Genomic DNA, 15,310 nt, shown 5'->3' on the forward strand with positions numbered 1-15,310 from the left:
CAAAAAAACATTTTACACGGTGTCAATTTACTTGAATGGTTTGTAATTGGTGTTCATGCACTTCGTCTTTTTCTACATGTACCTGCACCTTATAGGTTCCCGATTCTTCGAATGATACCTTATTTAGATATGTCCCATTTCCATCTTCTTCAGCTTTGGTGAAATGACTCTCTTCGCTGCCTTCCTTCCACACTTCAAAATTCACATCAGCATTTGTCAGTGGCTTACCATCCAATTCTACGGTTGCTTCAAAGTTCGAACTGTTTCCTGCCTTTACAGGGTTACTTTGAAACTCGATTGATACATCCGTACTTGGATGAACCGATGCACCTTCACTTTCATGTTCTGGAACGACAACTTCTTTTTCAGGCATCACATGAAGGCCTTTGGCCGTTACATGGGAAACTACAATATATTTGCCTTGTTCTTCAAAAGTATGCATCACTTGATACACGCCACTTCCAGTATTCTTCGCTTCCAGCATTACCCGTTTATCCTGTCCGGACTTTCTCACTTCAAACAGTACCTCATCAGCTTCATTCACCAATTGACTTCCTTGTTTTACTGACGTTTCAAGAATGACTTCTTTGCCAGGCTCCACTTTCCCTTTAATGACGATTGAAGCATCCATCGAATCCGGAACAGCACTGTTCACTTCTTTATCCTCTGGCATTTCAGTCTCTTGACACCCAGCCAGCATAAATAACAACGCAGAACATATATAGAATTTTTTCATAAAAACTTCCCTTTACTATTTATTTAGACTAAAAATCTGTCCTTTTCATACTGCCCATCCTTTCCTTTTTTCAGATTTTTATACATAATTCAATATCAAATAGTTCGCATCACGGTGACTGAAGTCAGCATGGCCACCGCGATGATCGTTAAAAATGAATATAAAAAGATTGAAGTCCCTACAACGCTCAGTCCGCACAGCAGTACGCATCCGTCAATCAAAAAAATCAGCAAACCAACATTGAGCCCACTCTTCCTGGAAATGATCTGTGCCAACATATCCGTTCCGCCAGTAGAGGTTCCATAACGAAGCATCAAGCCGATTCCAAGTCCAATCAACCCTCCCCCAATTATCGCACTTACATAAATGGGAAGATTCCATCCGGTAACGGCATCGGAAAAAATATCGATGCATAAAGAGGAAAAAAGCAAGCCATGCAAGCTGTTCAGAAATAGTTTTTTTTCGAAGTACCAAGCATATATATATAATGGAATGCTGCTCAAAATCACACCCAGGCCTGTTGGAAGTCCCATATAGTAATGAAAGATCAGCCCAATCCCTATCATGCCCCCATCCAATAAATGATAAGGGATCAGAAAAAAATTGATTCCCACACCCACAAGCATGCTGCCGGCAATGATCGCTGCCATCCTTTCCATGATTTTCATGGCTGCCACCTCCTTTAATCTGAATTAAAACCTGTCCAGTTTTTATAGAATATGTTTATGCCATCCAAAAAATAATGAAAATGGCCATTTTTTTGAAGCAGTCTCCCAGTTTTCTGAATATTCTATAATATGATACAATAAATTAGAGAAAACAGTCAAAAATCGCTAATTATTAGCTCAAATTGATCCTTTACAAGCAATTTACCGGATTTAAGGAGCCCTAAGCTGTTTGACTGAATGACTAACTCTTTCTATAATGAAAGTATTTAAATTGATTAAATGAGGTGATTTGATGGGGCATTAAAGAATGTTCGTTTTGACGGACGGACGCTGCTTTGCGTAACGGATATGTGCATACTTTTGAAAAATGGCTGCACTCCTTCATACAGAAATTCTTCTATTTCCCGTCTACGCATCGCTAATCGGCATATACTATTATTCTCTTCATCACTTAAAAAAATGGGAGTTCAAGCGGCTGCACACTTATTTACCACAGCTATTTTGAATAAATCCCGAAAATATTCAGCACAGCAAAAAAAATATACTTGTATATTTTAAAAATGTAGGAGGTGGACTCCTTATTCGTCTCGAAGGCGAGTTAAGGGAGACTATTTGGACATAATAAACTTGGTTCTTATTGCCATTTTAATTGCTTTAACAGCATTTTTTGTAGCTACGGAGTTTGCGATTGTTAAAGTGAGAAGCACGAGGATCGATCAATTAATTGAAGAAGGAAAGCCGAATGCTCTTTCAGCAAAGAAGGTCATATCCAACCTAGATGAATACCTCTCGACATGCCAGCTTGGAATTACAGTTACCGCTCTTGGGCTTGGGGTGCTTGGGGAACCGACAGTTGAAAACATTTTGCACCCACTCTTAATTCAATTGAATCTTCCAGATTCCGCTTCACATGCACTCTCAGTTGCAATTGCCTTTTCTTTCATAACCTTCATACATGTGGTTATTGGAGAACTGGCACCGAAAACATTGGCGATTCAAAAAGCGGAGCAAGTAACTTTATTGGTTTCCAAACCTTTAATTGGTTTTAACAAAGTCATGTATCCTTTCATCTGGGTACTGAATGGCTCCGCAAGGACGCTTACAAAAATGCTAGGATTAAAAGCAGTTTCGGAACATGATTTGGCTCATACAGAAGAAGAGCTTCGTATCATTGTTTCCGAAAGCTACAAAAGTGGCGAAATTAACCAATCTGAGTTTAAATATGTGAATAAAATTTTTGAATTCGATGATCGGATTGCAAAAGAAATCATGGTTCCACGTACAGAGATTGCAACGGTATCCAAAGATGATACGATCCAACAGTTTTTCACCGTTATGGCGGAGGAGAACTTTACACGATACCCTGTCATCGATGGTGATAAAGATCATGTTATCGGAATGGTCAACATCAAAGAGCTATTCACTGAAATGATAGACAGGAACAATCAGGCAGCGTCAACGATCAACCGATATGTTCGTCCGATCATCCGTGTCATTGACAGTATCCCAATTCACGATTTACTTTTAAAAATGCAAAAGGAACGCATTCACATGGCTATCCTCATGGATGAATACGGCGGTACATCAGGATTGGTGACCGTTGAGGATATCCTTGAAGAAATCGTTGGCGATATCCGCGATGAATTCGACCTGGATGAAGTGCCGGATGTCCGCAAATTAAAAGAAGATCACTATATCATCGATGCCAAGGTATTAGTCAGTGAAGTGAATGATTTACTTGGATTGGATATCAACGATGAAGATATTGATACGATGGGCGGATGGATCCTTACCGAGAATTACGAGGCCAAACAAGGCGATATCCTGACTTATGGTCCCTATAACTTCAGGATAAAAGAAATGGAAGATCACCATATTTGTTATATTGAAATATATAAACCGGCAAAAGTCGTAAGCGAAGTAAAAGAATTCCCGATGATATCACAAACCGAAATCGTTTCATGATAATAACCCCCGCTCCTAATTGAAAATAGGAGCGGGGGTTATTTTTTTTCAACTGGTACATGAAATAATATAAACACATAATATATAAAATCTGCTGCATTTAGATTGAATGATAACATTAAGTATAGTTCTACCTTTATTGTTTCATACTGTTAGAAAAGCAATACTTTTTGAAGGAGTGAGGAATTATGAAACTCATAACCATCTGCCAGCACTGCAAAGGGAAAGGGAAAACCCGCTATCTGCAATTCTTTTCCCGGGACTGCAATCATTGCAACGGTCAAGGTAAAGCGGTAAAAGATATGTCCAATTTAAGAAATCAGGCAAAACACTTCTAATAATCTTTCATATTTTGAAGTTGGATTTGATGACACCTGCCCTCTTTAACGTATCATAAACAATCAGTATCGAAGGTCCAAGGAAAAGCCCAATGAAACCAAGCATTTTAAACCCTAAATAAAGACTGACCAACGATGCCAAAGGACTCAACCCCATATTTGCTGAATAGATTTTTGGTTCGATGGTCCTTCTTATGATGGTGATGACCAGGAACAGGATAATAAGGCCAATCCCTAGATGATGGTTTCCTTGCGCCCAAACAATTACTGCCCAAGGAACCAGTATAGATCCCGTCCCCAGGATAGGAAGAATGTCCACAACAACTATTAACAGTGCCAATGGGATCGTATACTTCACATTTAACAACCAAAGTCCTCCATAAGCCATGATGAACGTAATTAAACTCAACAGGATTTGTGCCTTGATGAAGCCAACTGCTGCCATACTTAAATCTTGATAAACTAGCGATATCTTTTGATAGGTGGATGTCTTCAAATAAAGGATTGCCTTTTTTCTTAACTTAGGCAATTCAAGACTAATTAAGAATAAAGCGATTAAATATATTAAAAAATCAATGAAAAACCCCGGAATGAGTGTAACGAACTGAACCATATCCTGAACAAAACCCTCAGTGAAACCTTCTAGAGCCATGACTCCCTTTTCCATCGTTTGTTCTATGGACTGAATGAGATTTGGCGGCAACGTTTGGGAATATTGTTCCCATTGCCTAATGACCGGCAATAACGCCGTCAAATACATTTCACGTATGAATCCAGGAAATTCTTCCGAATAGACAATGACCTTCTTGATTAAAACCGAAAAGGAAAAATAAGTGACACTCATAAGCCCGCCTACATATAAAACAAATGAAATCAATACTGCCCAAATCCGGTGCAGCTTTGCCGTTTCACCAATCATGCGGACCCATCCATCCAAAAGGATGGCAGTGAGTAATGCTAATATCAAAGCCCATGAATAGGGAATGACGATAAATATGCCTAAAAGGAAAATACCCCTCCAAAACCAGCGAAAAAAAACAGCGACATTCACTAAGTAAACCCTCCTTGCACTTCTTGTTCTCCTTATATTTATGAAACGGAGTCGTATATATTTCGCTTATACGTTTTATTTTCTCAATAAGGGGAAAAAGAGATATAAAGGGATGGAGGGATTGACATTGGATAATAAAGATAAAGAAAAGTGTGTTGAAGAGCGTAATGATAAATCCAAGGCATTCAAGGAAAATCAGGAAAAACAACTGGAACGTGATCAAGTAATCATGCCCATCGATGATTTACCAATTGATGAAATTAAATATGAACGACAAGAAGAACGAAATAAAAAAGAAACAAAACACCGCTCCACCAGCGAGAGGTTTTAATCAAAAACCAGCCCACTCAGAGGCTGGTTTTTGATTACAGGATATATTGAGCTTTCAGCTTCAAGTAGGTCTCTGCGCTATAAATTCCCTTAAATGCCCTTCATCTTAAGCTCCTCCTATTTCAACTTGAATTCAAGTAGAGCTCTTCTTTTCCCTTCTCACCTTAGTCTTTTCAAATTACCATTCCTTCCGGTTTAATTAACGGCAATCATTCTCACCATTGCATAGCATCCTTTTGAATGATGATTTTCTCCACCCCCTGTTTCCTCCAATCTGGCTTTTTATACTCGCACCTGAATTTCATGGGTACCCCAGAGTCCGTTATCCTTTCTGTTTCAGTAAGGTTCCTCTTGTCAGTTTGTATATGCTTCACCCATTTTTTCTTGATGATTCAGGGAGACTGGACTCTCCCTGAATTCTTTCATTCTGCGATTATCTTTCCCTTTTCTGGTTTGTTTCCAAAAATAAACATTGACTGAAATAAATGATTCTTTACAATAGACTTTTAAGAATTAAAGAATATAATGGACTGGTCGACCATTATAAAGGAGAATCATATGACGAACCCTACTCAATTATTTCATCAATATTTACAAGTATCCAGATCATTAGTCAGCAAAATGAATGAACAAATTACAGCCCTGGAAATTTACCATAATCAGTGGACAATATTGAATTATTTAAAGAACTGTGGATATTCCACAATACCTGATATTTGCAATTACCTGGATGTAGATGGTGTCATCATCACACGTTCGGTCAACAGCATGGAACAAAATAATATGATTAAACAGGTCCCTGGAAAAGATGAACAGGAAAAACGAATCGAACTGACTCCGCGGGGCAAAGAGGTACATACAAAATGCCTTAAGATTGCAGAAAAAATCGAAGGAAAAGCCCTGGAAGGCATTACTGAAGAAGAACAGGACTTATTTTTCCAGACGGTCCTTAAAATCCTCAATAATATAAGAAACTGAATGGGTATCTTATATTATTGTTGAATCAGTGAGAATCAGGGCCTTCCCATTGATCACTTTCGCATCAAGCTATAGCCATGCTTTTTTTAAAAGTCGGATTCCTTCTTCGATTTCCCTTTCGGTTAAACCACCGTACCCAATCAAAATAGTCGGCTCTTTTACCTTCTTTGAAAGATAAACCGAAGTTGGGTGGACTTTAACCCCAACACTGGCAGCCTTTTGAATGAGCTCTGACTCACTGCTGCCGTTTTTTACTTTTAATAGAATGTGCAATCCCGACTTTTCACCGATTACGGCTACACGATCATGAAAGCTCTCTTCAATTGCATTCAGCAACACCTTATTCTTTTTACGATAAATCGTTCGCATTTTATTCAGATGGCGTTCCCAATGTCCATTTTTCATAAAAAGACAGAGCGTTTCCTGAATCAGTCTGGAAACGGTCTGTTTGTATCCTATTAGCTTCTCCTTATATTGGCATGCCAACTCCTTGGGTAACACCATATACCCCACTCTGATTGATGGGATTAGCGACTTTGAAAACGTGCCTAGGTAAATGACCTTTCCATTTGTGTCCAACCCCTGCAAGGACGGAATCGGTTTACCTGTATGACGGAATTCCCCGTCATAATCATCCTCAATAATAAAACCACTTTTTTCCACTGCCCAATTCAACAATTCCACCCTTCTGGTTATCGGCATGATCATACCCGAAGGAAATTGATGGGAAGGAGTGACATAGGCAACATTCGCTGCACTCTCTTTCAAGGATTCCACACTCATTCCGCTTTCATCTAATGGAATGAATGCCATATCGGCCCCCTCCAACCCCAGTACCTCCCTAACCCGATGAAAGCCAGGGTCTTCCAGCCCAAATATCCGCTCATTTCCAAGAAGTAACCGCAGTAGATGGATGAAATACTGTGTACCTGCCCCAATGATGATTTGATCAGCGCCGCAGCGAACTCCTCTCGATTGAAATAGATAGGAAGAGATCTCAGTCCGGAGCCCCCATTCCCCTTGAGGATCACCGCTCATGAACATTTCCCTTTCATGTAGATACAACGTATTATTCAAGCATTTTTTCCACACAGCATGCGGGAAAGCATCCACATCGACCCGGCCATGATTATAATCGATCTTATTCCTTTCATGCAGAGGGCATTTCATCACCTCTGCAACATGCAACTGCTCATTCAAAGGTGAGATCGGTTCTAAATCGGCTACGTAAAAACCTTTCCTTAATTGACTTTCCACATACCCTTCTGCCATCAACTGCTGATAAGCCGTATCCACTGTATTCAGGCCTATACCTAAATGCACGGCTAATTTACGTTTAGAAGGCAGTTTCGTTCCTGCCTTTATTTGTCCATTCTGGATTTCCGTTTTAAAGTATTTATACAATTGGACATATAAGGCTACATCTTTATTCGTTTTATCTATGGTAAAAGTGATTTCAAACATTTGGTCCTCCTTAAAACTGGTTCCATAAATTATATCAGCTTTGGTCCTTATTGCAGGATCAGATTATTTTTATAATGAGGATATCAAACAAGAGGAGGATACTATGGAGCATATCGAATTATTCGGGAAACACGTGATACTCACCCCAATGATGGATCATCATATCGAACCGCTTTACGCCGCTTCCCTGTCATCTGAAATATGGAAATGGAGCGCTACAAAGATCTTGTCATATGAAGAGGCGATTTCCTATGTAAAGGAAGGAATTCGGGCAAGGGAACAGGAACTTCATCATCCGTTTGTCGTAATCGATCAGGCTAACGATGCGATAGTTGGCAGCACTAGCTTAAGAAATATTCAATTTGATAATCAATCTCTGGAAATCGGTGCGACTTGGTATCATCCCGACAAATGGCGAACAGCCATAAACACAGAATGTAAGTACCTGCTATTGAAGCATGCTTTTGAAAAGTGGCATATGAAACGGGTTGAATTCAGGACGGACGAATTGAACAAAAGATCACGTGCAGCAATAGCCAGGCTCGGCGCACTTGAAGAAGGCATTTTACGGATGGAGAAAAAACTGCAAGATGGAAGGATAAGGAATACGGTGGTTTACAGCATCCTCGAGCACGAATGGCCCTGTGTGAAAAAGAATTTGGAAGCTTTTTTGGAAAAATGAAGATGGAGAAAAAGAGTGCCGCTCATTTTGGACACTCTTTTTCTCTTGCTCTAATTTTCAGGTGAGTCTTTATGATCCGATTCAATCCTCGCTAAAGAATCCTTTTTACTTTTCGTTGATCGAATGAATATGAAAACGACAATTGCAAATAGAAGCGGCATTAGTAAAGCAAAAACAAGATAAATCATATCTCCAAAGAACAAGTTCATTCCCCCTAAGCAATTAGACCCAAACTTTTGTCTGTAAAGCTATTCCCTATAATTGATCATTGCTTAGTCTCCCGTTCCCATCAAATACTTTGTGACAAGCGGATCATATCCTGGCACTGAATCCCATTTTCATAAATGGCCTCGGTATAGTTAATATTAAAAAAATCGTGATCGATCCCAGTTATTCTAAAACCGCATTTTTGGTAAAGGGCAAGTTGTCCTATCCCCGAATTCCCAGTTCCGATTTCAATCGTTTTATATCCTTGTTCCCTTGCATGGCTTATGGCGTGTCCGATCAATTGTTTACCGATTCCTTTTCCATGGTGCCGTTCATCCACTGCGATGTTCATTATCTCTATCAGTTCAGGACCTTTTTGCAGCAAAACATAGACTCCAATCATTCGCTTATCCATCTCGGCAACAAAGCACGTCCCACTTCCCAAGTATGCTTCCACCAATTTCCTTGAAGGATCAGCCAAAAGCAACAAATGCATCGGCGGGGACTCCTCCCTCAATAATTCCCTTATCTCCATTTCCATTCAAACCCTTCTCATTTTAGTTCTTCTACAAGAAGTTCCATCAATTCTGATGCCGGAAGGTCCCTGATCAATTTATACCCCTGTCCTGCCCACAACGCCATCAATTCAGGATTGTTTTTTTGTCCTGCCGCTTTTCGCATATGCTTGGTCATGTGATGGATATAAGGATAGGCGGCTGGTGCAACGCTATCATATTCCGTTAAAAAATGATTCACCAGCCCGCGTGCCCTCCTGCCGCTGAAGGCGCGGGTAACAGAGGTATGAGTAAAGCGCGGATTTCCGAGAGCTGCCTTATGGACGGGACTTGCCCCGCTTTCGGGACAGCGTAGGAAAGCTGTTCCCAATTGTGCGGCTGTTGCTCCCGCTGCGAGCACGGCAGCGATATCCTTTCCATGCATCAACCCACCTGCCGCAATGATCGGTAACTTCAGTTCATTTTCAATCATCCGTATTAGAACTAAGAGACCATAATCGTCTTCTGAGCAGTTTTCAAAGCTTGCTCGATGCCCTCCTGCCTCAATCCCCTGGACACATAGAACATCGGCACCTGCACTTGCCGCCCTTTTTGCTTCCTGAAGGTTGGTCACTGTCACGGCAATATGGGAACCTGCACTTTGTAGCTCCCTGATTACATTTTCCGAAGGACAGCCAAACGTAAAACTGACGACAGCGACCCGAGCCTCCATTAATGCAGTTAGTTTATTTCCCCAATCATCATCATCACTATCGGCTTTTCCAACCTCAGCCCCTACACTCTCAGCGTCTTTTTTGATTTTTTCACCATAGGCAGATAATAACGTTTCATCCACCACTTCGTTGCCTGGCACAAATACATTCACACCAAAAGGGCGTTCGGTCAATTGACGAGTCTGCCCTATCTCGTCCTTCATCTCTTCTGCAGTCTTATAGCCAGCTGCGAGAAAGCCCAATCCTCCTGCATTGGATACGGAAGCCGCAAGCTTTGGAGTGGAGGCTCCTCCTGCCATCGGTGCTTGAATGATTGGATATTTCAGTAAATCTTTAAACATTCCACACAACTCCTTTTGATTTTTCTTCATGCCCTTATCATTTTTAAGTTTTCTTGGTATAATGATTGTCTGTAAGAGAAAAGTGTCTTAATGATCACCCTTTATATCTTGCAAATATAAAACATAGGTGGTAAATAAAAAATGGAAACAAAACCATATAGAGTATTACTTTATTATTTGTATGTACCTATCGAGAATCACGAAGAATTCGCAGCCGAGCATCTTGCGGCATGTAAAGCACTTGAATTGAAAGGCCGTATCCTGGTGGCATCAGAAGGTATCAACGGGACTGTTTCAGGTACGATCGAACAAACCAACCAATATATGGACATGATGAAAGCAGATCCCCGCTTTGCCGATATCGTGTTTAAAATAGATGAAGCCGATGGCCATGCTTTCAAAAAAATGCATGTTCGTCCACGCAATGAACTTGTCACGCTTCGTCTGGAAGATGACATCAACCCGAACCGGACGACAGGCCAATATTTGAGCCCGAAGGAATTCTTCGAGCAAATGCAAGATGAAAATACTATCGTCCTTGATGCCAGAAATGACTATGAATATGATCTAGGACATTTCAGGGGTGCAATCAAGCCGGAAATCACGAATTTCCGGGAACTTCCGGATTGGGTCCGTGAAAATAAACAAATGTTCGAAGGTAAAAAAATCCTTACGTACTGCACAGGCGGCATCCGCTGCGAGAAGTTCTCCGGCTGGCTTGTCGAAGAAGGCTTTGAGGATGTTAGCCAGCTGCATGGCGGCATCGCAACATACGGGAAGGATCCCGAAGTACAAGGCGACCTTTGGGATGGCCAAATGTATGTATTCGATGAAAGAATTGCCGTACCCATCAATCAAAAGGAACACGTCATTGTCGGACGCGATATTTATTCCGGGGAGCCTTGTGAACGCTATGTCAATTGCGCTAACCCTGAATGCAACAAGAAAATCCTTTGCAGTGAAGAGAACGAACACAAATATATGCGCAGCTGTACCCACGAATGCAGAGTGCATCCGCGTAACCGCTATGTAGTCGAGCATAACCTTTCTGAAGAAGAAGTGGCTGAGAGATTACAGCGAATTGAAGAAACCATTACAGCAAAATAATCAACCAAACCCGAATCAGCGGACATGATCCCTATTCGGGTTTTTTATTATATCCTCATAAATATTTCAATACATTTTGGCAATCAATAAACTTCCAAACTAACTACCCTAAAATTCAATCCTTACTCTTACTTCTATATCTAAATAGAAAAACCCTTTTTAAAACAAAAGAATTTAGCCCAAGTACTGCCGAAAAATGGCTCATATTTATATTTTATGAAAGATTCTTATATCATGAACACTTGTAGAAACAAGGAGGAAAAGTAAGCTAAGTGTATGTTATATTTTAATAAAAGGTATAAGTTGGGGGATTATTCGATGTATCAATTTCAACATGAATTCCAACGAAAAGAAAGGATTTTTAAGGCCTACATCTTTTTATTTATCTTAACGGCGTTAGTCAATATCGTTCTATTTTTGGTGGATACTAATTCAAGTTATCCGATGTTTCGTGGCAGTATGAGTTTATTTTTTTTCTGTACCATTCTATACTTCGGCTTACGAAGGAACACTTGGGCTGTGCTCATCATTAAATCTTTTGTATGGGTGCATCTATTCTTATTAATTATCGTCTTTCTTAGTTTTATTTAAATGAAAAAAGCGATTCCCCTATAGAAGAATCGCTCTTGCTTCATTAAATTTAATTCTCCTCTGAACTGACAACAATTCCGCAAGCTTGTCGATCGCCTGCATCACCAGTTTTCAAGGTATCTTCATCAGGTCCTTTTTCTCCATTGGCTTCATAACGGTCAGGGATATTGGCAAAGTTGTCTGGATTTGCATGTACGATGACAGCCAACTCCTCTTTCTTCAGTTGGTCCACTGTCATATTATCCAATGTTGCTGTATACTTCGCTGTCCCATCTTCTTTTACATAGAGAGGGGGCATGTCCCCTGCATGATTCGAGTGGGTTACATCAGTTGGATTGAAGTGCCCCCCCGCTGTAGTGAAAGGGCCATCCTTAGCATCCGCTTCACATGCTGCGTTTTCGTGAACATGGAATCCGTGATAGCCTGGCTCAAGGCCTTCCAAAGCGGTCTCGATCACTACAGCATTCTCTTCCGCGGTAAAGTTTACCGTACCAAGCGTTTTACCTTCTACATCTTTCATTTCCGCTTTAACCTGCGGATCAACCTCTGTTTGTGTTCCTTGTCCCATCGTATTCATGTCCTCGGCATTTTTGTCGGCCTGATTTGAATCATCAGCAGAATTACATCCATACAGTAAAAAGGCAGCACACATAGGAAGCACGAGTTTTTGTTTATAATTCATGATAAATTCCCTCACTCTCTTTATGTATATTCCTCTTATTACTTTCCACTATTATGGAAGAATAAACAGAAAGCGGGATAAATAGGAAAATAGATTACATCAGTGAGAGTGAGCCCCTTACTAAATACACAGACAAGAATTATACTTTATAGCTTAATGGGCTCAAATTTTACAAAGTGATGACACCGAAAGTAATGGCTGCGATCGTCATGATGATCGTTGACCCAAACGCCCATTTAAACAGGAATTTTTGATGATCCCCAAAATCCACGCCTACAAGACCAATCAATATGAATGTTGCAGGCACCAATGGCGATAATGGGAACCCTGTGGTCGAATGACCTAATAAAGCGGCCCTTCCGATTTCTACAGGGGCAATACCGAAGTTTGATGCCGTTTCACTTATGATTGGTAGAATGCCAAAGTAATAGGCATCAGGTGAGAATATGAACCCCATCGGAATACTCGTTAGCGCTACCACAAGCGGCAAATGTGCCCCAAGCCAATCCGGAATGACGGTTACGATTGAAGCTGCCATCGAGTCCATCATCTTTGTTTCTGTGAATACACCCGTAAATATTCCTGCAGCGAAAATGAGCGTACAGATCATCACGAAACTATTGGCATGACTTAAAATCCTTTCCTGTTGTTCTTGTGGGTTCGGAAAGTTAACGAATAATGCAATCGCAAAGGCGGAGGCAAATAGGATTTGAATTGGCAGCACTTCCATCACTAACAATACCATCAGTAGAATCGTCAAGAGCCAATTAAACCAAAATAACTTGGATGTTGCTTTAGGTGTGGTTTCGACAGCTGCAGCCTGTTCACTCATACCAGGTGGCATGGTCGTCTCCTTCGAACTGACTCCTAATCTCTCCCTTTCCTTTTTGCCAAGTACATATGCCGAAAAAAGAGTCCATATAAGCCCGCAAATCATGACCGGAATGAGAGGAAGGAATAACTCCGATACTTCAACTTGAAGGCTGGCGGCCGCTCTCACCAAAGGACCGCCCCATGGAATCATATTCATGACCCCAGCACCTAAACCAACGACACAGGCCAGTACGAGCCTGTTCATCCCTAATTTAATATAAAGCGGAAGCATGGCCGAAACGGTGATCATGAATGTGGAAGAACCGTCTCCATCCAAACCTACCAATATGGTTATAATGGCGGTTGCCATGACAACCTTTAGCGGATCGCCTTTTACAAAACTCAGTATTTTCGCGATCATCGGCTCGAATAATCCAACGTCAATCATTAAACCAAAATATAAAATAGCAAAAACGATCATGACTGCTGTCGGTGTAACCTTTAAAATACCTGCCACCATCATATCTCCCATTTCAGATGCAAACCCACCAATCAGGCCAAAAGCTATCGCTGTGAAGATAAAAGCGACGACAACCGATAGACGCTTTGTGATGACTAAGACCAGAAACGTTAAAATCATGCAAAATCCTAAAATAGTTAACATGCTGAAAACTCCTTTAATTTGAAAAACGAACGCTTTTCATTTTGTCTAATTTTTCTGAAAAATCAATATTTTCACATTATATCATTTGCACATTCATTAAAAAACCAGTTTTATCATCAAAAATCAAATTCGTTTAAAAAATCAACTGATTTCTGTATACTATTATTTAGGAACCCGAAGTTTTTTTCGGAGGAAAGAAGTGTTGTATGTAAAATGAATGCACATAAAGTAGCTAAACGGAATCTTTTCATCATGTGGTTCGCCAACTTCTTCATAGGCGGAAGCATGACGATGGTTCTTCCATTCATATCTTTATACATTGGAACATTCGGGGATTATTCGACTCAATACATCCAGCATTGGTCCGGATGGACATTTGGGATCACTTTTGTGACTGCCTTTTTATTTTCCCCCATTTGGGGACGGATTGGTGACCGGTATGGCAGAAAGAAAATCTTGATTGCCTGTGCCTTTGGGATGGGACTGTCCATTTTCTTGATGGGATTCGTTGAAAATGTTTGGCAGCTATTCGTCTTAAGGATGTTCACGGGAATTTTCACTGGCTTCATATCCATGTCACAGGCCTTCATATCAACGCAGACCCCGAAAGAAATTGCCGGACGCGTACTGGGGACACTGCAAACGGGTAATATAACTGGTTCACTTTTCGGGCCATTGCTTGGAGGCATTCTTGCAGACACACTCGGCTATTCAACCGCCTTTAAATTCACCTCCATCACCATTTTCATCTCTGGACTTCTTGTTTTTGCAACCAAGGAATATCAAATGGAACGGCAAAAGGGAACAAAGTCGAGCTATACAAGCAGGGAGGTTCTTTCGCATATCTTACGGAATCCGATCCTAGTGAATGTCATGCTCATTTCGACCCTTGTTCAAGTTGCCCACTTCAGCATCCAGCCCATTCTTTCTTTATACGTTGGCGAGCTGCATGGAACTTCCAATCTTGGATTTTATTCAGGTATCGCCTTTTCTGCAGCAGGCCTAGGGAATTTATTGATGGCGCGTCACTGGGGCAAGATAGGTGATCGGCATGGACATGTGAAGATTCTTGTGTTGCTTCTTTTTCTGACTGCACTTGTCTACTTGCCTGGTGCCTTCATCAATCATTTTTGGCAGCTTGTTTTTGTACGTTTCATACTCGGCATGGCCATAGGCGGCATCATCCCTGTTAGGATTGCCTACATTCGCCAGGAAGCGCCTGTCACAATGCAAGGGGAAGTACTTGGGTACAATACGAGTCTACGCTTTTTAGGCAATATCATCGGACCTGCAATGGGTGGAATGGTCGCCGGTTTCTATGGATTCTCCGCTGTATTCATCACGACCAGCACCTTGCTCCTCATCGCCGGACTTGTCCTCTATTTCGCGATGCACCGCAATCCGGAGTTGGCCAGATCACATTAATCGAAGGCCTGCTTTCAGAAGAATGCAGGCCTTTATATGT

At 41.0% G+C, this 15,310-nt stretch carries 16 protein-coding genes; 7 read left to right on the forward strand and 9 right to left on the reverse strand.

The window, feature by feature from the left end; translation table 11 throughout:
• Window positions 1-22 precede the first annotated feature (22 nt).
• Complete coding sequence (locus QUF94_RS21520) at window positions 23-736, reverse strand: FixH family protein (RefSeq protein ID WP_289317627.1); 714 nt, start codon at window positions 734-736, stop codon at window positions 23-25.
• A gap of 95 nt (window positions 737-831) precedes the next feature.
• Complete coding sequence (locus tag QUF94_RS21525; protein ID WP_353957642.1) at window positions 832-1,404, reverse strand: YitT family protein; 573 nt, start codon at window positions 1,402-1,404, stop codon at window positions 832-834.
• Between the two features lie 612 nt (window positions 1,405-2,016).
• Here QUF94_RS21525 and QUF94_RS21530 point away from each other — a divergent pair.
• Together QUF94_RS21530 and QUF94_RS21535 are read left to right on the forward strand one after the other, a co-directional pair.
• Window positions 2,017-3,369: a hemolysin family protein gene (locus QUF94_RS21530; RefSeq protein ID WP_289317628.1), complete on the forward strand. Its 1,353-nt coding sequence runs from the start codon at window positions 2,017-2,019 to the stop codon at window positions 3,367-3,369.
• Window positions 3,370-3,557: 188 nt separating this feature from the next.
• Window positions 3,558-3,707: a hypothetical protein gene (locus tag QUF94_RS21535; protein ID WP_289317629.1), complete on the forward strand. Its 150-nt coding sequence runs from the start codon at window positions 3,558-3,560 to the stop codon at window positions 3,705-3,707.
• 7 nt (window positions 3,708-3,714) lie between these two features.
• Here the strand turns inward: QUF94_RS21535 and ytvI are convergent, their stop codons facing one another.
• On the reverse strand, window positions 3,715-4,758 hold the full coding sequence (gene ytvI, locus QUF94_RS21540) for a sporulation integral membrane protein YtvI (protein ID WP_289317630.1): 1,044 nt from the start codon (window positions 4,756-4,758) through the stop codon (window positions 3,715-3,717).
• Window positions 4,759-4,885: 127 nt separating this feature from the next.
• Between ytvI and QUF94_RS21545 the strand changes: the two genes are divergently transcribed.
• Together QUF94_RS21545 and QUF94_RS21550 are read left to right on the forward strand one after the other, a co-directional pair.
• A complete protein-coding gene (locus QUF94_RS21545; RefSeq protein WP_289317631.1) occupies window positions 4,886-5,089 on the forward strand; it encodes a hypothetical protein in 204 nt (67 codons plus the stop codon).
• Between the two features lie 557 nt (window positions 5,090-5,646).
• The gene (locus tag QUF94_RS21550) at window positions 5,647-6,066 is read left to right on the forward strand and encodes a MarR family winged helix-turn-helix transcriptional regulator (protein WP_289317632.1); all 420 of its coding nucleotides are present in this window, start codon (window positions 5,647-5,649) and stop codon (window positions 6,064-6,066) included.
• 69 nt (window positions 6,067-6,135) lie between these two features.
• Here the strand turns inward: QUF94_RS21550 and pdxR are convergent, their stop codons facing one another.
• Entirely contained in the window at window positions 6,136-7,530 is a 1,395-nt protein-coding gene (gene pdxR, locus QUF94_RS21555) for a MocR-like pyridoxine biosynthesis transcription factor PdxR (protein ID WP_289317633.1), read from the reverse strand.
• Window positions 7,531-7,633: 103 nt separating this feature from the next.
• Here pdxR and QUF94_RS21560 point away from each other — a divergent pair, with 103 nt between their 5' ends.
• A complete protein-coding gene (locus QUF94_RS21560; RefSeq protein WP_289317634.1) occupies window positions 7,634-8,212 on the forward strand; it encodes a GNAT family N-acetyltransferase in 579 nt (192 codons plus the stop codon).
• A 50-nt stretch (window positions 8,213-8,262) separates the two neighbouring features.
• On the opposite strand, the gene QUF94_RS21565 is transcribed toward QUF94_RS21560, so the two are convergent.
• From QUF94_RS21565 to QUF94_RS21575, 3 genes are all read right to left on the reverse strand, one after another.
• The gene (locus QUF94_RS21565) at window positions 8,263-8,415 is read right to left on the reverse strand and encodes a hypothetical protein (protein WP_289317635.1); all 153 of its coding nucleotides are present in this window, start codon (window positions 8,413-8,415) and stop codon (window positions 8,263-8,265) included.
• An 86-nt stretch (window positions 8,416-8,501) separates the two neighbouring features.
• Entirely contained in the window at window positions 8,502-8,954 is a 453-nt protein-coding gene (locus QUF94_RS21570; RefSeq protein ID WP_289318465.1) for a GNAT family N-acetyltransferase, read from the reverse strand.
• Between the two features lie 17 nt (window positions 8,955-8,971).
• On the reverse strand, window positions 8,972-9,988 hold the full coding sequence (locus tag QUF94_RS21575) for a nitronate monooxygenase (protein ID WP_289317636.1): 1,017 nt from the start codon (window positions 9,986-9,988) through the stop codon (window positions 8,972-8,974).
• A gap of 141 nt (window positions 9,989-10,129) precedes the next feature.
• Here QUF94_RS21575 and trhO point away from each other — a divergent pair, with 141 nt between their 5' ends.
• Window positions 10,130-11,095 (forward strand): oxygen-dependent tRNA uridine(34) hydroxylase TrhO, encoded by a 966-nt coding sequence (trhO, locus tag QUF94_RS21580; RefSeq protein WP_289317637.1) that lies wholly within the window; start codon window positions 10,130-10,132, stop codon window positions 11,093-11,095.
• Window positions 11,096-11,735: 640 nt separating this feature from the next.
• On the opposite strand, the gene QUF94_RS21585 is transcribed toward trhO, so the two are convergent.
• Entirely contained in the window at window positions 11,736-12,368 is a 633-nt protein-coding gene (locus QUF94_RS21585; protein ID WP_289317638.1) for a superoxide dismutase family protein, read from the reverse strand.
• Between the two features lie 169 nt (window positions 12,369-12,537).
• Complete coding sequence (locus tag QUF94_RS21590) at window positions 12,538-13,863, reverse strand: CitMHS family transporter (RefSeq protein WP_289318466.1); 1,326 nt, start codon at window positions 13,861-13,863, stop codon at window positions 12,538-12,540.
• Between QUF94_RS21590 and QUF94_RS21595 the strand changes: the two genes are divergently transcribed.
• Window positions 13,864-15,270: an MFS transporter gene (locus QUF94_RS21595; RefSeq protein WP_289317639.1), complete on the forward strand. Its 1,407-nt coding sequence runs from the start codon at window positions 13,864-13,866 to the stop codon at window positions 15,268-15,270.
• Window positions 15,271-15,310: the final 40 nt, after the last annotated feature.

This window comes from Peribacillus sp. NJ4 (assembly GCF_030348345.1).
In the GTDB taxonomy this organism is placed as follows: domain Bacteria; phylum Bacillota; class Bacilli; order Bacillales; family DSM-1321; genus Peribacillus.